The sequence below is a fragment of the Ensifer sp. genome, assembly GCF_035999135.1.
GTDB lineage: Bacteria > Pseudomonadota > Alphaproteobacteria > Rhizobiales > Rhizobiaceae > Ensifer.
Genome location: NZ_DASYGZ010000035.1, coordinates 1 through 18,820, shown reverse-complemented (window position 1 = coordinate 18,820; position 18,820 = coordinate 1). Strand labels below are relative to the sequence as shown.

At 63.4% G+C, this 18,820-nt stretch carries 13 protein-coding genes; 9 read left to right on the top strand and 4 right to left on the bottom strand.

Annotated features, from left to right (window positions below):
- Nucleotides 1–31 precede the first annotated feature (31 nt).
- Genes VGO12_RS02615 through VGO12_RS02605 form a run of 3 tightly spaced genes read left to right on the top strand, consistent with a single transcriptional unit; the run spans nt 32 to nt 5,103 of the window.
- Nucleotides 32–1,252, top strand: coding sequence for an efflux RND transporter periplasmic adaptor subunit (locus VGO12_RS02615; RefSeq protein WP_327511188.1), 1,221 nt, complete (start codon nt 32–34; stop codon nt 1,250–1,252).
- 10 nt (nt 1,253–1,262) lie between these two features.
- Complete coding sequence (locus VGO12_RS02610) at nt 1,263–4,403, top strand: efflux RND transporter permease subunit (protein WP_327511186.1); 3,141 nt, start codon at nt 1,263–1,265, stop codon at nt 4,401–4,403.
- Nucleotides 4,404–4,458: 55 nt separating this feature from the next.
- Nucleotides 4,459–5,103, top strand: coding sequence for a TetR family transcriptional regulator (locus VGO12_RS02605; RefSeq protein WP_327511185.1), 645 nt, complete (start codon nt 4,459–4,461; stop codon nt 5,101–5,103).
- Nucleotides 5,104–5,220: 117 nt separating this feature from the next.
- Here VGO12_RS02605 and purU read toward each other — a convergent pair whose 3' ends face one another.
- Both purU and polA read right to left on the bottom strand, forming a co-directional pair.
- Nucleotides 5,221–6,075, bottom strand: coding sequence for a formyltetrahydrofolate deformylase (gene purU / locus VGO12_RS02600; RefSeq protein ID WP_327511184.1), 855 nt, complete (start codon nt 6,073–6,075; stop codon nt 5,221–5,223).
- Between the two features lie 227 nt (nt 6,076–6,302).
- Nucleotides 6,303–9,311 (bottom strand): DNA polymerase I, encoded by a 3,009-nt coding sequence (polA, locus tag VGO12_RS02595; protein ID WP_327511183.1) that lies wholly within the window; start codon nt 9,309–9,311, stop codon nt 6,303–6,305.
- 550 nt (nt 9,312–9,861) lie between these two features.
- Here polA and VGO12_RS02590 point away from each other — a divergent pair.
- From VGO12_RS02590 to VGO12_RS02580, 3 genes are all read left to right on the top strand, one after another.
- A complete protein-coding gene (locus tag VGO12_RS02590) occupies nt 9,862–10,305 on the top strand; it encodes a MarR family winged helix-turn-helix transcriptional regulator (protein WP_327511182.1) in 444 nt (147 codons plus the stop codon).
- A 231-nt stretch (nt 10,306–10,536) separates the two neighbouring features.
- Nucleotides 10,537–11,925 (top strand): M20/M25/M40 family metallo-hydrolase, encoded by a 1,389-nt coding sequence (locus tag VGO12_RS02585; RefSeq protein ID WP_327511181.1) that lies wholly within the window; start codon nt 10,537–10,539, stop codon nt 11,923–11,925.
- Between the two features lie 399 nt (nt 11,926–12,324).
- Entirely contained in the window at nt 12,325–13,284 is a 960-nt protein-coding gene (locus tag VGO12_RS02580; protein WP_327511180.1) for a YbhN family protein, read from the top strand.
- Between the two features lie 64 nt (nt 13,285–13,348).
- Here VGO12_RS02580 and VGO12_RS02575 read toward each other — a convergent pair whose 3' ends face one another.
- Together VGO12_RS02575 and VGO12_RS02570 are read right to left on the bottom strand one after the other, a co-directional pair.
- Nucleotides 13,349–13,837 carry a hypothetical protein gene (locus VGO12_RS02575; protein ID WP_327511179.1) on the bottom strand — a complete coding sequence of 163 codons (489 nt, stop codon included), beginning with the start codon at nt 13,835–13,837 and terminating at the stop codon, nt 13,349–13,351.
- A gap of 193 nt (nt 13,838–14,030) precedes the next feature.
- Nucleotides 14,031–14,945 (bottom strand): DMT family transporter, encoded by a 915-nt coding sequence (locus VGO12_RS02570; protein WP_327511178.1) that lies wholly within the window; start codon nt 14,943–14,945, stop codon nt 14,031–14,033.
- A 408-nt stretch (nt 14,946–15,353) separates the two neighbouring features.
- Here VGO12_RS02570 and VGO12_RS02565 point away from each other — a divergent pair, with 408 nt between their 5' ends.
- The 3 genes from VGO12_RS02565 to VGO12_RS02555 all read left to right on the top strand — a co-directional run.
- On the top strand, nt 15,354–15,704 hold the full coding sequence (locus tag VGO12_RS02565) for a hypothetical protein (RefSeq protein WP_327511177.1): 351 nt from the start codon (nt 15,354–15,356) through the stop codon (nt 15,702–15,704).
- Nucleotides 15,705–15,958: 254 nt separating this feature from the next.
- Nucleotides 15,959–18,232 (top strand): transglycosylase domain-containing protein, encoded by a 2,274-nt coding sequence (locus VGO12_RS02560; protein ID WP_414650663.1) that lies wholly within the window; start codon nt 15,959–15,961, stop codon nt 18,230–18,232.
- A 261-nt stretch (nt 18,233–18,493) separates the two neighbouring features.
- Nucleotides 18,494–18,820 (top strand): Hsp70 family protein (locus VGO12_RS02555; RefSeq protein WP_327511176.1); only part of this gene is annotated, 327 nt, incomplete at its 3' end.

The following is an 18,820-nucleotide window of genomic DNA, read 5'->3' as shown; positions in this document are numbered from 1 at the left end:
AAGACGCACCGGCTGCCTGCGGCCACCGAATATGGACATCGCTATGCGTATGAACCGACCGACACTGGCCGCCGCCTTGGCAACCGCGATTCTTCTTTCCGGTTGCCAGAAAGAGGACGAGCAGCCGGCTGCCGCCGCATTTCCCCCGTCCGCAGTCGCCGTCTTCACGACCAAGACCGAGACGCTGCCGATCACCAACGAGCTTCCCGGCCGCATCACGGCGACGCGCGTCGCCGAAGTGCGCCCGCGCGTCTCCGGCATCGTCGTCGAGCGCGTCTTCCAGCAGGGCTCCAAGGTCAATGAGGGCGACGTGCTCTACCGCATCGACCCCGCTCCGTTCCGCGTCCAGGTCGAAAAGGCCGAGGCGACGCTGCGCCGCGCCCAGTCGGTTCGCCAGCAGGCCCAGCAGAAGGCCGATCGCCAGGAGCAGCTAAGGAAGGCGAACGTCGTCGCCGCCCAGCAGTTCGACGATGCGTCGGCCCTGCTCGCCGCTGCCGACGCCGATGTCGCCATCGCCCGCGCCGGTCTCGCAGCCGCCCAGCTCGACCTGCAATATGCCGACGTGACGGCGCCGATCAGCGGCCGCATCGGCCGCGCGCTGATCACCGAAGGGGCGCTGGTCAGCGCCAACAGCTCGGAAAATCTCGCGACCATCCAGCAGCTCGACCCGCTCTATGCCGACTTCACCCAGTCGGCGACCGACCTCATCCGCCTGCGCAAGGCGCTCGAGGAAGGCAAGATGATGAGTGGCAATGAGGAGGCCGAAGTCCAGCTCGTGCTCGACGACGGCACCGTCTACGAGCACAAGGGCAAACTCCTGTTCTCCGAAGCCGCCGTCGATGCGACGACCGGCCAGGTGACGCTGCGCGGCGAGTTCCCGAACCCTGACAACGACCTGCTTCCGGGCATGTATGTGCGCGTGCAGGTCCAGCAGGGCGTCGAGAAGGACGCGATCACCGTCCCGCAGCAGGCGGTCCAGCGCAACAATGCCGGCCAGTCGCAGGTCTACGTCGTGACCGCCGACAAGAAAGTCGAGTTCCGCAACGTCACGCTCGGCCGCACGGTCGGCACGCGTTGGCAGGTGACCTCCGGCCTCAAGGCCGACGAGAAGGTCATCGTCGAAGGCTTCCAGAAGATCGGCCCCGGCGCGCCGGTCGAGCCCACCGACTGGGACCCGAACGCCAAGCCCGCGGCCGAAACAGCGCAGACGACCGCAGCGGCCGAAGAAAAGCCGGCTGAAGCCACAAAGTGAGTGCTGATTAATGCCCAGTTTTTTCATCGACAGGCCAATCTTTGCCTGGGTGGTGGCGATCTTCATCATGATCGCCGGCATCATTGCGATTCCGCTGTTGCCGGTCTCGCAATATCCTGATGTCGCGCCGCCGCAGATCTCCATCAACACCAGCTATCCCGGCGCCTCGTCGCAGGACACCTATCAGAGCGTTACCCGTCTGATCGAAAACGAGCTCAACGGCGTCGAAGGCCTGCTCTATTTCGAATCGACCTCCAGCGCGTCCGGCTCGGTCGACATCAGCGCCACCTTTGCGCCCGGAACCGATCCGGGCCAGGCGGCCGTCGACATCCAGAACCGCGTGCGCCGCGTCGAGCCGCGCCTGCCCGATTCGGTCAAGCGCCAGGGCGTGCAGGTCGATGAAGCCGGCTCCGGCTTCCTGATGATCGTCGCGCTCACCTCGACCGACGGCTCCATGGACGCGATCGGGCTTGGCGACTACCTGAGCCGCAACGTGCTCAACGAAGTTCAGCGCGTGCCCGGCGTCGGCCGTGCGCAGCTGTTTGCGACCGAACGCTCGATGCGCGTCTGGCTCGATCCGGACAAGATGCTCGGCCTCAACCTGACGGCCGCCGACGTGACAAATGCCATCCAGGCCCAGAACGCCCAGATCGCATCCGGCTCGATCGGCGCGCAGCCGAACCCGATCACCCAGCAGATCAGCGCGCCCGTCGTCGTCAAGGGCCAGCTGTCGAGCGCCCAGGAATTCGGAGCGATCGTGCTTCGCGCCAATCCGGACGGCTCGTCCGTTCGCCTGCGTGACGTTGCCCGCGTCGAAATCGGTGGCGAAAGCTATGCGTTCTCGACCCGCCTCAACGGCAAGCCGTCGGCGGCGATCGCCATCCAGCTGTCGCCGAGCGGCAACGCCATGTCGACGTCGGCTGCGATCAAGGAACGCATGGACGAACTGGCCAAGTTCTTCCCTGAAGGTCTCGAATATTCGGTTCCCTACGACACCTCGCCGTTCGTCGCCGTCTCCATCGAGAAGGTGCTTTCGACGCTGGTCGAGGCCGTCGCGCTCGTCTTCATCGTGATGTTCCTGTTCCTGCAGAACATCCGCTACACCATCATCCCGACGCTGGTCGTTCCGGTCGCCCTTCTCGGCACCTGCGCGGTCATGCTGGCGATGGGCTTCTCGATCAACGTGCTCACCATGTTCGGCATGGTGCTGGCGATCGGTATTCTCGTCGACGATGCGATCATCGTCGTCGAAAACGTCGAGCGCATCATGTCCGAGGAAGGGCTGACCCCGAAGGAAGCCACGCGAAAGGCGATGAAGCAGATCACCGGCGCCGTCATCGGCATCACGCTGGTGCTCGCCTCGGTGTTCATTCCGATGGCCTTCTTCCCGGGCGCCGTCGGCGTGATCTACCGCCAGTTCTCGCTGACGATGGTCGTGTCGATCCTGTTCTCGGCGCTGCTTGCGCTGTCGCTGACGCCGGCGCTCTGCGCCAGCTTCCTGAAGCAGGTTCCCAAGGGTCATCACCACGCCAAGCGCGGTTTCTTCGGCTGGTTCAACCGCTCGTTCGACAAGACCTCGCGCGGCTATAGCGGCCTCGTGAAGGGCATGGTCCACCGGACCGGCCGCTACATGATCGTCTATGTCGCTGTGCTCGCGGGCCTTGGCTGGCTGTTCATGAAGCTGCCGTCGTCGTTCCTTCCGGACGAAGACCAGGGCTTCGTGATCGTCATGATGCAGCTGCCCTCGGAAGCAACGGGCAACCGCACGACCGAAGTGGTGGAGCAGACGGAGAAGATCTTCGGCCAGGAGCCGGCTGTCGAACGCATCATCGCGATCAACGGCTTCTCCTTCTTCGGCACCGGCCAGAACGCAGCGCTCGCCTTCGTGACGCTGAAGGACTGGAAGGAACGCGACGCCGACAACGCAGCCCAGTCGATCGCCATGCGTGCGACGATTGCCATGAGCCAGATCAAGGATGCGATCAGCTTCGCGCTCTCGCCGCCGGCGATCCAGGGTCTTGGCACCACGGGCGGCTTCTCGTTCCGTCTGCAGGACCGCGGCGGTCTCGGCGAAGCAGCACTTTCGCAGGCGCGCGACCAGCTTCTCGGCCTTGCGGCGGAGAGCAAGATCGTCACCGGCGTTCGTTTCGAAGGCATGCCGGATGCGGCCCAGGTCAGCGTGACCATCGACCGCGAGAAGGCCAATACCTTTGGTGTGACCTTCGCCGACATCAACTCGACGATCTCGACCAACCTCGGTTCGTCCTACGTCAACGACTTCCCGAATGCCGGCCGCATGCAGCGCGTGACGGTGCAGGCGGACGAAGGTCAGCGCATGCAGACGGCGGACCTTCTGAACCTCAACGTGCGCAACGCCAATGGCGGCATGGTGCCGTTGTCGGCCTTCGCGACGGTGGAATGGGTCAAGGCCTCGACCCAGACGATCGGCTACAACGGCTACCCGTCGGTCCGTATCAGCGGTGAAGCCGCCCACGGCTATTCCTCGGGTGACGCGATTGCCGAAATGCAGCGTCTCGCCGGACAGCTGCCTGCGGGCTTCGGTTACGAGTGGACCGGCCAGTCGCTGCAGGAAATCCAGTCCGGCACCCAGGCGCCGCTCCTGATCGCCCTGTCGTGCCTGCTCGTCTTCCTGTGCCTTGCAGCACTTTACGAGAGCTGGTCGATCCCCGTGGCGGTGATCATGGTGGTTCCGCTGGGCGTCATCGGCTCGGTTCTGGCCGTAATGATGCGCGACATGCCGAACGACGTGTACTTCAAGGTCGGCCTGATCGCGATCATCGGTCTTTCGGCCAAGAACGCGATCCTGATCATCGAATTTGCCAAGGAACTGCGTGAGCAGGGCAAATCGCTGATCGAGGCGACGCTCGAAGCCGCGCATCTGCGCTTCCGGCCGATCCTGATGACGTCGCTTGCCTTCACGCTCGGCGTTCTGCCTCTAGCAATCGCCACCGGCGCAAGCTCGGGCAGCCAGCGCGCCATCGGTACCGGCGTCATGGGCGGAATGATCTCGGCGACGGTTCTCGCCATCTTCTTCGTCCCGGTCTTCTTCGTGTTCGTCACGAAGATGTTCGGCCGCAAGAAGGTCGAAAACACACCGGCAGCGGCAGAAAACCCGACACCGGCCGAGTAACATGACACTGGACGGCCCGCCTCACGCAGGCGGGCCGTTGCATGAGGAGGAATGAATGCGCCGAACCAAGGCCGATGCCGAAGCCACCCGGCAGAAGATTCTCTCAGCCGCCGAGCGGGTCTTCTATGAGAAGGGCGTCTCCAACACGACGCTCGAGGAGATCGCCAAGGTCGCGGGCGTCACGCGCGGCGCCATCTACTGGCACTTTGCCAACAAGACCGACCTGTTTCTCGCACTGCATGACGCCGTGCCCCTGCCGCAGGAAGACATGGTCGCCCGCGAAATCGAAGCGGAAGCAGCCGACACCCTATCCATTCTCGAAAACGCCATGGGCGACTGGCTGGACATCCTGGCTGCCGACGAGCAACGCCAGCGCATCCTGACCATCATGCTTCGCACCAACTATGACGGCGACATGAGCGAGGTCCTGACCCGCCAGAAGGAACTCGACGAGCGCCACAACGTGCTGCTCGAACTTGCCTTCTCGCGCGCACTTGCCAAGGGTCAGATGCACGAGAGCTGGACGCCGGCCTCGGCAACGCGCGCACTGCACTGGATCATGCTGGGCCTTTGCACCGAATGGCTGCTCTTTGGCCGCCGCTTCGACCTGACGGCCGAGGGACGCGAAGGTTTGCGCCGGTTCTTCGCCAGCGCACGCGCACCAACGTTATCGCCGGCCGCAACGGTCGCGCGCCGTTAGGGCATCCGGCCTCTTTCGACGCGCTGGCCCCTTCCACGATCCGCGATCCGCGATCCGCGATCCTTTCGTCAGGCAATTCCGGACGGAAAGCCGCTACCCACCTTTCCTGGATTTGCGCTAGCTGAACACCACCGTCTTGTGACCGTTGATGAGCACGCGCCGCTCAAGGTGCAGCTTGACGGCGCGCGCAAGCACGCGGCTTTCGATATCGCGCCCTGTGGCGACGAAATCCTCGGCCGTCAGGGCGTGGCTGACGCGTTCGGTTTCCTGCTCGATGATCGGGCCCTCGTCGAGATCGGGCGTGACGTAGTGGGCGGTCGCGCCGATCAGCTTCACGCCGCGCTCATGCGCCTGATGATAGGGCTTGGCGCCCTTGAAGCTCGGCAGGAACGAGTGGTGGATGTTGATCGCCTTGCCGTAGAGGCGCCTGGAGAGCGTGTCCGAGAACACCTGCATGTAGCGGGCAAGGATAACCAAGTCGGCTCCGCTCTCCTGGACAAGGCGCAACAGCCTCTCCTCCTGCTCGGTCTTGTTGTCCTTCGACACCGGCCAGCAGTGATAGGCAAGTCCCTCCGCTTCGGCGGTTTTCCGGCTGTCCTCGTGATTGGAAACGATGGCGACCACCTCGGCGTTCAACCAGCCAACACGGATCTGGTAGAGGAGGTGCAGAAGCGCGTGGTCGAACCGGGAGACGAGCACGAGGATTTTCGGCTTCACCGTCGCATCAGCGAGAACCGTCCGCATCTGGAAGCGTTCGACGGCCGGGCTGAGGGCGCGCTCCACGTCGCCAGCCTCTATGCCTGCCGGAACCTCGAAGGCGATGCGCATGAAGAAGCTGTTGGTCTTGGTATCCCGGAACTGGTTGCTCTCGGCGATATTGGCGCCAAGTGCGGCAATCTCGGTGGTGACCGCCGCGACGATGCCGGGTTTGTCGTCGCAGGACAGAACAAGAATGAAGGTCTTTGGCGCCATGGTCTCCTCCGCGTACAGCCAGTTTGGACAGGGATCAGCTCTTTCCAGTCGCTGCCTATGGGGAGATGGCGGCGCTCGCAATCGTCAGCGCGTTTGCAGCCGGCGCTTTCTATCATCCTGATGGCAAGACGCCCGGGGGACCTAGGGTCACCTCGGGCGTTGAGTGTTTCATCGCATTCCGGTCGCCGGGTTGCTTGAGACAATTCCCTCAGCGAACCCCGATCGCGTCAGTGCGCCTCGTCCCAGTTGCTCGCGGCGCGGGCATCGACCTTCAGCGGCACCTTCATGTCGAGCGCCGGCATGGCGGCATTCTCCATCACCGAGACGACGACTGGAATGGTCTTTTCGACCTCGGCATCCTCGACCTCGAAGATCAGTTCGTCGTGCACCTGCAGGAGCATGCGGGCCGAAAGCTTCGCTTCAGTCAGCGCCGGCTCCATCTTCACCATGGCGCGGCGAATGATGTCGGCGGCAGAGCCCTGGATCGGCGCGTTGATGGCCGCGCGCTCGTTGAAGGCGCGGTGCGAGGGGATGGACGAGCGGATGTCGGGATAATGCGCGCGACGGCCGAAGATGGTCTCGACATAGCCGTGTTCGCGGGCAAACACCTTGGTGCCTTCCATGTAGTCGCGAATGCCCGGGAAACGCTCGAAGTAGCGCTTGATGTAGTCGCTGGCTTCGGAGCGTTCGATCGACAGCTGGTTGGCAAGGCCGAAGGCGGAAATGCCGTAGATGATGCCGAAGTTGATCGCCTTGGCGCGGCGACGGATTTCACCGGGCATGCCCTCGACCGGTACGCCGAACATCTCCGATGCCGTCATCGCGTGAATGTCGACGCCATCGGCAAAGGCCTGGCGAAGCTGGGGGATGTCAGCGACGTGGGCAAGCACGCGCAGCTCGATCTGGCTGTAGTCGGCCGAGAGCAGCTTGTGGCCGGGTGTGGCGATGAAGGCCGTGCGGATCTTGCGGCCTTCGGCGGTGCGCACAGGAATGTTCTGCAGGTTCGGATCCGACGAGGACAGGCGGCCGGTCGTCGTGGCGGCGAGCGCATAGGAGGTGTGGACGCGCTTCGTCTCGGGATGGACGAAGCCCGGCAACGCGTCCGTGTAGGTGGACTTCAGCTTGGTCAGCTGGCGCCAGTCGACGATCTTGCGCGGCAGTTCATGGCCCTCGGCGGCGAGATCCTCGAGCACCTGCGCCGAGGTCGACCATTGCCCCGTCTTGGTCTTGGAACCACCGGCAAAGCCCATCTTGCCGAAGAGGATGTCGCCGAGCTGCTTGGGCGAGCCGATGGTGAAGGTTTCGCCGGCGAGCTTGTAGATCTCGTCCTCGAGCCCCGCAGCACCCTGTGCAAGCTCGCCTGACAGCCGCGACAGGATCTGGCGGTCGACGGTGATGCCACGGTCCTCCATGCGCGCGAGCACGTCTACCAGCGGTCGCTCCAGCCGCTCGTAGACGCGCGTCAGTCCCTTGGCGACAAGCCGCGCCTTCAACACGTGCCAGAGCCTCAGCGTGACATCCGCATCCTCGGCCGCGTAGGCCGTCGCCCTGTCGATATCGACATAGTCGAAGGTCACAGACGACTTGCCGCTGCCGGTGATGTCCTTGTAGGGGATCGGCTTGTGGTTGAGCCAGCGCTCGGACAGCGTGTCCATGCCGTGCGAGTTGTTGCCGGCGTCGACCACGTAGGACATCAGCATCGTATCGTCGAAGCTCTCGATCGCAACGCCATGCCGCTTCATCACGAGATAATCGTATTTCAGGTTCTGCGCGACCTTCAGCACCGAAGGGTCTTCGAGCAGGCGCTTCAGCCGGCTCAACGCTTCGGCAACAGGGATCTGGTTTTCGGCATGCCCGCCGCCGAGCAAGTCGCCGACGCCGGTCTTGTGGATCAGCGGCACATAGGCAGCGCGGATCGAGGCGCCCGTCGGGTCGGCCTTGTGGTCGGCGATCGCCAGCGAGAAGCCGACGAGATCCGCCTGCATGGCATCGAGCGAGGTCGTTTCCGTATCGAAGCCGACGACGCCTGCTTCCTGCGCGGCGGAAATCCACTGATCGAGCGTGGCGATATCGCGGATCGTCACATAGGCGCTGTGGTCAAACGGCGCGTTGGCGAAGGCTTCGGCCCGAGCGGCGGCCAGCGCCTGCGGCGTGGCATCTGCCGCATCCGGTTCGACGGCGCGTGACAGAACGACGGCCGCTCCGGCTGCCGTGCCACTGGCTGCCTGCTTGGCGGTCGCAGCGTCGCTCGGCGTCGGCGCCGCCTCCCCCTTGTCGAGGTCGGGGCCCCGCGCTTCGGCACCCCATTCCACCGGCACGCTGGCAGCCTCGACTGCGTCCGCGTCGGTCCCGGTTGCCGCCGCGACGCGGCGGGTGAGCGTCGTGAATTCCATCGCCTTCAGGAAGGCGATCAGCTTCGGTCCGTTCTGCGGCTCCAGGTGGAGGTCTTCCAGGGAAACGTCGAGCGGCGTGTCGGTCTTGAGCTCCACGAGCTGGCGCGACAGGCGTGCGAGATCGGCATTGGCGATGATGTTCTCGCGGCGCTTGGCCTGCTTGATCTCGCCGGCGCGGGCAAGCAGCGTCTCGAGGTCGCCGTACTCTTCGAGCAGTTGCGCCGCCGTCTTCGGACCGATGCCGGGAATACCCGGGACGTTGTCGGTGGAATCGCCGGTCATTGCCTGCAGGTCGATCATCTTTTCCGGCGGCACGCCCCATTTCTCGATCACTTCGGGGATCGAGATCTGCTTGTCCTTCATGCTGTCGTACATCGACACGTTCGTCGTCACGAGCTGCATCAGGTCCTTGTCGGATGAGACGATGGTGACGCCGGCACCCGCCTTTTCGGCAAGCCGCGCGTAGGTGGCGATCAGATCGTCCGCCTCGTAACCTTCCTTCTCGATGCAAGGCAGGTTGAAGGCGCGCGTCGCATGACGGATCAGGCCGAACTGGGGAATGAGATCTTCCGGCGGCGCGGTCCGGTTGGCCTTGTACTGGTCGTAAAGCGCATTGCGGAAGGTCTTCGACGAATAGTCGAAGATGACGGCAAAATGGGTCGGCGTGACGCCGACCGACGTGTCGCGCGCATCGGTGAGCAGCTTCCACAACATGTTGCAGAAACCCGAGACCGCATTGACCGGAAGGCCATCAGACTTGCGGTTGAGCGGCGGGATGGCATGGAACGCCCTGAAGATGAATCCAGAGCCGTCGACGAGGAAGAGATGATCACCGTTTTTCATGGGCAAATGGATAGCGCGGGGCAAGCCAAAGGTCCATTGCGCTTTTGCCGTCCGATGGCAATCTCCACTTGCCGATCGGAGCGCCCGCTCCCCTTGCCACGCTCGTCGCGGCGTACCATTTTGACCTCCTGTTTCCGCTGCGGAAACCAAGCTTCCACGGGCTTCAAGGCGGCTGCCGACTCTCACGGAAACGTTACGTATTTGTAATGTCCGATTCGCCCCAGCTATCCTTGAAAAGCCACATTTGAATCCTCAAATCCTAGTCAACGGCACCGAGTGATGCCGTCTTCTGGTGATTGGCCTGTCCCCCGCCCGCACCAGATGAGGACAAAGGCCTAATCCCCCTCTCCGGGCCTTTGTCCCGTTTTCAAGAAACCGTCACGGCGCCGCCTCCGCACCGTGACGGTTTTTTGCTTTGGTACAGGCGTCACGGCCTTGCTGCTGAAAAGGCGGATCAAGTTCGCTCACAACCCGGTGAATCCCGACCGTCTGCAGGTGCATCGCCTGCATTGTAACTTGTCTTCACGGCGCTTCGAGCGTACCGATAGGCATGGCCTTCAATCGTATGGACTCTGCGACCTACCTGGCCAGCCTGCTGGCGAAGAGTTTTTCGCGCGCGCTCCACGAGCGCGGCCAGAAGCTCGGATTTGCGCCGGGGCAATTTCCCGTTCTGCTCGAGCTTTGGGCGGAAGAAGGGCTGACGCAGAAGCAACTGCTCGACCGGCTCGACATCGAACAGGCGACGATGGCCAACACGCTATCGCGCATGGAGCGCGACGGGTTGATCGTCCGCCGCAAGCACCCGCAGGACAAGCGCTCGCAGCAGATATTCCTGACTGACAAGGCCAAGCAGATGGAGGTGGCCGCCAAGGAAGCGGCACTTGCGGCCGACCAGTCGCTGCTGTCCGGCTTAAGGAATTTCGAGCGGGAACTCATGCTCGAATACATGCGGGTGGCGCTTGCCAGCGTCGCGCGCGGAGACGGCCGGGCCTGAGGCCCAGGGGCTGATCGTTCCATCAAAATATTTGGCTTAAAACCGGCTGTTCGACGGGCTACACCGCAACAGGTGATCACACTGCAAGCCGCCGCGGCAGCCTTGAGAGATCGAGGAGCGCTCCGGTCGCCACCGCGATGGGATGACCCGCACGATTTCGTGCTCAATGCGATTTCGGTTTGCCGCCCGATGCAGTAGGTTCCGGCAAAACCTGAAGCAAGGATATGCAAGATGGCAGACATCACCCCCGTTCTCGAACGCGCAGACGCCAATCTGCCAAAGAGCCTCGACCGGCTGTTCGATCTCGTTCGGATCAAGTCGATCTCGACCGACCCGGCCTTCAAGGCGGAATGCCGCAAGGCGGCCGAATGGCTGGTGGCGGAACTCAACAGCCTCGGCTTCACCGCGTCCGTGCGCGACACGCCCGGCCACCCGATGGTCGTCGCCCATCATGACGGCGCGAAAGCCGATGCGCCGCACGTGCTCTTCTACGGCCACTACGACGTCCAGCCGGTCGATCCGCTGAACCTCTGGGATACCGACCCGTTCGAGCCCGGAATCAAGGAAATCGAGCCCGGCCGCAAGGTCATCACCGGTCGCGGCACGGCCGACGACAAGGGCCAGCTCCTGACCTTCGTCGAGGCGGTGCGCGCCTACAAGGACGTTAACGGCGCTCTGCCCTGCCGCGTCACCATTCTGTTCGAGGGTGAGGAGGAATCCGGCTCTCCGTCGCTGAAACCCTTCCTCGAGGCCAATGCCGCCGAACTCAAGGCCGACTATGCGCTGGTCTGCGACACCAGCATGTGGGACCGCGATACGCCCGCCATTTCCGCCGGCCTGCGCGGCCTCGTCGGCGAAGAGGTGATCGTCAGGGCGGCCGACCGCGACCTGCATTCGGGCTACTTCGGCGGTGCTGCCGCCAACCCGATCCGCATCCTCACCACCATCCTCGCCGGGCTGCACGATGAAAACAGCCGCGTGACGCTTCCCGGCTTCTACGAAGGCGTCGAAGAAACCCCGGCGCAGATCAAGGCCGCCTGGGAAACGCTCGGTCAGACGGCGGAGAAATTCCTCGGCGAGATCGGGCTTTCGATCCCGTCCGGCGAAAAGAACCGCTCTGTGCTGGAGCTGACCTGGGCGCGCCCGACGGCGGAAGTCAACGGCATCACCGGCGGCTACACCGGCGAAGGTTTCAAGACGGTGATTGCCGCCGAAGCCTCGGCCAAGGTTTCCTTCCGCCTCGTCGGCAACCAGAACCCGGAAAAGATCCGAGAAGCGTTCCGCGCCTATGTCCGCTCCAAGGTGCCGGCGGATTGCTCGGTCGAGTTCCACGCGCATGGCGGCTCGCCGGCGATCCACCTGCCCTACGAATCGCCGCTGCTCAACACGGCGAAGGTTGCGCTTTCCGACGAGTGGCCGAAGCCGGCCGTCATCATCGGCATGGGCGGCTCGATCCCGATCGTCGGCGACTTCCAGAAGATGCTCGGCATGGAATCGCTGCTCGTCGGCTTCGGCCTTTCCGACGACCGCATCCACTCGCCGAACGAAAAATACGAGCTGCAGTCCTATCACAAGGGCATCCGCTCCTGGATCCGCATCCTCGACGCGTTGGCAGCCTAAGGACGATCGGGCTCGCGGCGGCGTTGCCGCCGCGAGCCTTCACCACATCCGGGGACGGGCCGCCTTGCGCCGCACGGACAACCGGCAGACGCCGGATCGGCCCGATATCTGCGCTTTACCGTTTCCCCTTCACCGTTTCCGGACCGTTTCTCCGTTTCCGGCGGACCTTCAATCCTTGACCTGCGGGGCCTCAGGTGCTTCCTTTTTGTGAAACAAATCACAAAAGGACATCGGATCGTTGGCAAGGGTAAGGACCGAAGCTTTGCGCTGCGGGCGTAAAGCTATTTTCGAGCGGCTGAGCAGACAGGACTTTTCTGATCGAAGACCCATTCCGGCGGCCGCGCGAAAACCGTCCTTGACCTCCGCTATCCCTGCCCTCGATACGATCGCGATGCGGGCATGAAGAGGCTTCAGACGTATTTCTGGCCCGTCGTCGGGCTGCTGGCGATCCTCTTTTCGGTGAACGCGCTCTATCACGAGCTTCGCGGTCTGTCGCTCGACGAGTTCCTGGCAAGTTTCCACGCCATTTCGCTTCAGAGCTGGCTGCTGGCGATCGGCTCGACGCTCGTCGCCTATGCCGCACTCGCGGCCTATGACAGGCTGGCGCTCGACCATCTCGGCCATCGCATCTCGCTGTGGTTCATCACGCTCTGCTCGTTCACCACCTATGCGCTGTCGCACAATCTCGGCGCGTCGGTCTTCTCCGGCGCCGTGGTGCGCTACCGGGCCTATCGGTCCAAGGGCCTGTCGCCGGGCGAAGTCGGCGTGCTCGTCGCCTTCTGCTCCTTCACCTTCACGCTTGGAACGCTAGTGCTTTCCGCCGTCGTGCTTCTCGTCAGGCCCGACATCATCGAGCGTTTCGCCGAGTTCCTGCCGGTCGAGATGTCGCTGACGACAGGCGTGCTGATCCTCGTCGTCATCGGGCTCTACGTGATCGGCAGCCTCGTCGGGCTGCCGTCGTTCCGCACGCGCTGGTTCCAGCTGCACTACCCGAAGCCGAAGATCGTCTTTCGCCAATTGGTGGTCGCGCCTGTGGAACTGATCGGCGCTGCGGGGATCATCTACTTCGCGCTGCCGGAGGCGGGAAACCCGGGCTACATCGTCATTCTCGGGATCTTCCTTGCATCGTTCTCCGCCGCTCTGCTTTCCCATGCGCCCGGAGGACTCGGCGTGCTCGAACTGATCTTCATCGCCGCCCTGCCGGAGATGGATCCGGCGGCCGTGCTTGCCGCGCTTGCGATTTTCCGGCTGCTCTACCTGGTCATTCCCTTCATCCTGGCGCTCGTGGTTATCCTCGTCTTCGAGCGCCAGCGTTTCGTCGCGGAGAAACATCGTCCGGGCGGCACCGATCTGCCCTAGGGGATGTCGTCGCAGCACCGTCGCGCAGCTGCGCGGCGGCGCCCACAGGACGGCAAGGGCCGGCTTACGGCGCGTTGCAAACGGCAGGCACCGCCTTTTCGATCGGTCCCTGCACCTCCCGGAGCCGGGCAGCTTCGATCTGGTAGGGCGTGAACGGCGGCACCTGCGCCGACGGGTTGATGATGCGCGCGACGTAGCAGCCCGAAAAAAACCGGACGCGCGAAGGCTTCTCGACGGATTTCACCGCCACAGGTATTGCGGCATAGATGCTGCCGGCGCCGGCGTCGGTGCGGACCTTGCCGATCGTCACTTCGACGGAAACGGTGCGGGCGTAGCCGCGGGTGAAAGCCTTGAAACCGCCGGTCGGTTTCGTTTCGCCGAAATAGCCGTAGGCGCGGGCATACTCCTTGCGGTTGATCGCGTTGTACAGCGAGCGCACGAGTGCTGCACCATCCGAGCGGTCGTCGACATAGGCGACACTGTTCTGTGCCTGACCGGAGCCGCTCGCGCCAGCGAGGGCACCAAGAGCGATGACGGCGGTTCTGAACTTCATGCAATCCTCCTTCACGCCACTGCATGTGTCCCGCAAGCGCACCCGATCAAGGGACAGAAACATGCAGAATTTCAAAGTCCTGCAGCGACCTTTGCTTGCGCGTCTGACAGGATGCGCGGCGCTGTGGCCGCATCCGAGCACAACAATAGGGCGAAGCCATAGCAGGTTTCGCCGAAATGACAGTGTCGGGCGGTCAGGCGGGCGGAAGGCCTGCTCGCCTGCGGGCGACGACCCGCTCGCGCCAGACGGTGAAGATGCCGGCAGCGACCACCAGCACGGAGCCGGCGATCATGTTGGTCGTCAGCGTCTCGCTGAAGAGCGTCACGCCCATGATCGAGGCCAGCACGAGCTGCAGGTAGGTGAGCGGCTGGACCGCAACGGCGTCGAGGACCTCATAGGCGCGGATGAGGAAGTAGTGGCTGGACGAGCCGGTGATGCACAGAAGCAGCATCCATCCCCAGTCCTCAGGCGCAAGCGGCGTCCAGAAGAAGGGACCGACGAGGCTGAGCGCGCCGGCGCCGACGACGCCGGTGTAGAAGAAGCTGGTCATCGCCGAATCCGTTCGGCTGACGAGCCGCGTGACGATGACGTAGAGCGCGAACAGAAGGGCTGCGCCGAGCGGCAACAGGAAGGCCTGCTCGAACGTTCCCTCGGCCGGTTTCAGGATCAACAGCACCCCGCCAAGACCGACCGAGATCGCCAGCCAGCGCCGCCATCCGACCCGTTCGCCCAGAAGCGGCATGGACAAAAGGGCGACGAACAGCGGCGTCGCCGCAAGGATGGCCTGCGAATGGGCGAGCCCCACCCAGGTAAACGACGTGATGACCATCACGATCTGCGCCGGCAGCAGGACGCCGCGCAGGATCTGGAGCCAGGGCCTGCCTGTCGTGGCGGTCACCTTCAGCCCTTCCTTCGTGCGCGCGGCAAGCGCCACGGCAAAAAGCGCGAAGGCCCAGTAGCGGATCATCGCGACAAAGACCGGCGGGTAGATGGCGCCGAGATGCTTGGAAATGCCGTCCTGGATCGAAAAGATAAGGATCGCCAGCAGCGTGAAGATGTAGCCGTTTGCTCTGGAAGGCTTGAGGGCTGGAGAAATGGAGGACGTCATGGCGGGCCGATACTTGCATGAACCTGCCGCGCTGCCGATTGCGCACGGCGAACGCCCACATACATCGAAACTCAGGCCGGTTCGAGACATGAAAAGAGCCCCGTGTGGGAGGAGGTACACGGGGCTCTCGAACTTGATCGATGGCTGGGAGGAGGAGTGCCACCGATCCGCATCGGGCGCCGCGGGAGGAGGTGCAGCGCTTCGATAAGTCATATAATAATTATGCATCGCAGCAATTTCAAGTGCATTTTTTGCATCGCACAAAATCGTGAAGGCGGGCTCACCCACCTCAGTAACCACACGTAAACCACAACCTTTGATGGCTTTTTACAAATTCTCATCTTTTAAGATATACGACTATTTATACGCCTATACGATATTTTCCCTCCATAATTGCAAGCATTTCAGATGAAATTGTTGCTGCAGATTCCGACTGCAATCATTGTTGTCCTGATCCTCACCACCTGGTTTGCCAGCCTGCGTCTCATCGTCCTGCCGCCCGGCTCGTACAAGCTGAGAGCCATGACGGTCTTTATCTATCAGGGTCACGACTATCGTCTCGTCGACAGCCCGTTTGCCATGTGCGGTCGGCAGACCTATCCGGCCGAGGATTGCGTGGACATCGCCATGAACCAGATGGGCAAGAAGATCCTGCTGCGCTTCCCCTACAGCCAGTGGCTCTACGACTATACCGAACCGGACGCCGCCCGCCCGACGGCTTCGATCGAAGACACGCCGTTGCGGACATCCGTTCACTAGGGCCGGATCGTCCCGCGGACGTTCAACGACGGTCTTCGGGGCGCCCGTTGGCACGACGCGTGCGGGCAAGCTGTTGAAGACCATGGGTATTTCACGTTCAGCTTCTTAACCCCCCCTTAAATTGCCGCATTTAAAGTTCACCCGGTCGCCGTGGTGGACGGGCGTGGGACGCCGTGACCGCCGTCGAAATCGATTGGCCGCAACGGTTGCGCGCCATGGACCACCGCACAGCGGTGAAGGATGTATCAAACGGCATGGCAACAAGCGGCAGGTCAGGGCAGCGGATCGAGCCCTCGTTCGGCGGGGACGAGCAGGACGACGACGATTTTCGCGTCGAGGCCAGCGACCGCGTGACCGCCAGCCGCAAAGCGGCGCCGCGCGGAAAAACCTCAAGCGGCGGCAAGAAGAAGAAAAAGGCAACAAGCAAGCGTGGCGGCAGCCGTCGTAGTTCCGGCGGCGGTGGCGGCCTTGTCGGCCTTGTCCGCACGCTGTTTTACTGGTGCATCGTGCTCGGCATCTGGGGCGCGATGGGTGTCGGCGGACTGGTGCTCTATTACGGCGCGCGCATGCCGAGTGCCGAAAGCTGGTCGATCCCGGAGCGTCCACCGAACGTCAAGATCCTCGCCGTCAGCGGCGATATCATCGCCAATCGTGGCACCACCGGCGGCGAGGCGCTGTCGCTCGAAAACATGTCGCCCTACATTCCCCAGGCGGTGATCGCGATCGAGGACCGGCGCTTCTATTCGCATTTCGGCGTCGATCCGCTCGGCCTTGCACGCGCCATGCTGACCAACGTCACCACAGGCCGCATGGTCCAGGGCGGCTCGACCCTGACCCAGCAGCTTGCCAAGAACCTGTTTCTCTCGCCGGAACGCACGCTGGAGCGCAAGGTGCAGGAAGTGCTGCTCGCCTTCTGGCTCGAGCAGAAATACTCCAAGGACCAGATCCTAGCGATGTATCTCAACCGGGTGTTCTTCGGCTCCAACGCCTATGGCGTCGAAGCGGCCTCTCGGCGCTACTTCAACAAGTCGGCGCGCGACGTAAACCTCGGCGAAGCGGCACTGCTCGCCGGGCTGCTGAAAGCCCCGTCCCGGCTGTCGCCGGCGCGCGATCCCAAGGCCGCCGAAGAGCGCGCCCAGGTTGTTCTCGGCGCCATGCGCGAGGAAGGCTATGTCACCGACAGCGAGATCAAGACTGCGATGTCGCAGACACCGACCAAGGCCAAGAGCTACTGGTCGGGCGCCGAGCACTATGTCGCCGACATGGTGATGGACCAGCTTCCCGGCATGATCGGCGAGATCAAGGAAGACCTCGTCATCGACACGACGATCGACCTGAACCTTGAAAAGAAGGCCGAGGAGGTGATCAGCACGACGCTCGACACCGACGGCAAGAAGCTCGACGCCTCGCAGGCGGCCCTGGTCTCGATCGACGGCACCGGCGCGATCCGGGCGCTCGTCGGCGGCAAGGACTATGCCGAAAGCCAGTTCGACCGCGCCTCCAAGGCCAAGCGCCAGCCGGGGTCGGCCTTCAAGCCCTTCGTCTATGCCGCGGCGATGGAAATCGGCCGCACGCCGATGTCGATCCGCAACGACGGCCCGGTCCGGATCGGCAACTGGACGCCCGAGAACTACGACCAGAAATATCGTGGCGAGGTGACGATCGCCGATGCGCTCGCCAATTCGCTGAACACGATCGCGGCCCAGCTCGTCATGGAGGTCGGTCCGTCGAACGTCGTCAAGGTCGCCCATCGCCTTGGCATCGATTCAGAGATGCAGGCCAACGCCTCGATCGCGCTTGGCACCTCGGAGGTGAGCCTGGTCGAGCTGACGTCGGCCTATGCGCCGTTCATGAACGGCGGGTTCAAGGCGACCCCGCACGTCATCCGCCGGATCTCCAAGGCTGATGGCACGGTGCTTTACGAAAACACCTACGACAACCCGCCGCGCGTCCTCGACCCGGCGATCGTCAGCGAAATGAACCAGATGATGGTGCGCGTGCTGACCAAGGGCACAGGCAAGAAGGCGCAGATGAAGGGCTGGGAAGCGGCCGGCAAGACCGGCACGACACAGTCCTTCCGCGACGCGCTCTTTGTCGGCTACACCTCGAATCTCACCACGGGCGTCTGGTTCGGCAACGACGACGGCAAGTCGATGAAGAAGGTGACCGGCGGTGGTCTGCCGGCAAAGGCCTGGCACGACTACATGATGGCGGCGCACGAGGGCCTCTCCCCGTCACCGCTGTTCGGCACGACCGGCGTGCAGCCGGTCTTCGACGACGGCACCGCGGCTCCCTCGGGCGACCTGATGTCGGGCGACCCGGAGGCCTTCCCCGATGCGCCTGTCGGCGTCGATGGCGGCGTCGCGATCGGGCAGCGTCCGGTCGACCAGGGCGGCCAGTGGGGCGGCCAATGGGGCGGTGAAGCGGCCAGCCAGAACAACGGCGGTCTCGTGCCGCCGGCCGATGTCGGCGAGACAACCGGCGCCACCCGCCGCACGACACTTTTCGATATTCTGACCGGCGGCTGAGCCAGGACGGGGTCACTGGGGCCCCCGCGCGACCGGGGCTGTTTTCCCGGCCGCAAACCGCCTATTTCCGGCCGGACGAATACCGGGCTTGCATTTGCCCCCAAACGCCCCGCAGAATGCCTTGCAGTCCGAAACGCCGGTCCTTATATACGCCGCATCGGCGCAGTCTCAGCTGCGAAGAAATCCAAAGACCATCCCGTTAGGGGCTGTCCCACGAATGCCTGACCGGGTTCCGACAGTCCGCTGCAAGGAGAGAACGACATGGCTAAAGTTATTGGTATTGACCTGGGAACGACCAACTCCTGCGTCGCCGTCATGGACGGAAAAGACGCGAAGGTCATCGAAAATGCCGAGGGTGCGCGCACGACCCCCTCGATGGTGGCATTCAGCGACGACGGCGAACGTCTCGTTGGTCAGCCGGCCAAGCGCCAGGCGGTCACCAACCCTGAAAACACGCTTTTTGCGATCAAGCGCCTGATCGGCCGGACCTTCCAGGACCCGACCACGCAAAAAGACAAGGACATGGTTCCTTACAAGATCACCAAGGCCGACAATGGCGACGCCTGGGTCGAAGCGCACGGCACGGAT